1 pseudogene is annotated in these 403 nt (G+C 65.3%); it reads left to right on the top strand.

The features are described from left to right. Positions 1 to 403 (top strand): annotated as a pseudogene (locus tag JWG43_RS19010) (polyribonucleotide nucleotidyltransferase); the annotation flags it as partial.

Here is a 403-nt window from a genome sequence, read left to right as displayed (position 1 = left end):
CTGCATTACAACTTCCCGCCCTTCAGCGTGGGCGAAGTGAAGCCCGTGCGCGTTTCCCGTCGCGAGATCGGCCACGGCGCCCTGGCCGAGAAGTCCCTGCGTCCTGTCATGCCGGCCGACGCCGACTTCCCCTTCACCGTGCGCGTGGTCTCCGAGACCGTGGAATCCAACGGCTCCTCTTCCATGGCTGCCGTGTGCGGCGGCTGCCTCTCCCTCATGGATGCCGGTATCCCCATCAGCGCCCCGGTGGCCGGTGTGGCCATGGGCCTGATCAAGGAAGGCGACAAGTTCATCGTGCTCACCGACATCCTGGGCGATGAAGACGCCCTGGGCGACATGGACTTCAAGATCGCCGGTACCGCGGAAGGCGTCACCGGCGTGCAGATGGACATCAAGATCACCG

Source organism: Desulfobulbus alkaliphilus (genome assembly GCF_016918545.1).
GTDB lineage: Bacteria > Desulfobacterota > Desulfobulbia > Desulfobulbales > Desulfobulbaceae > Desulfobulbus > Desulfobulbus alkaliphilus.
The sequence above is the reverse complement of the archived record's forward strand: the minus strand, read 5'-3'. Positions and strand labels throughout refer to the sequence as shown.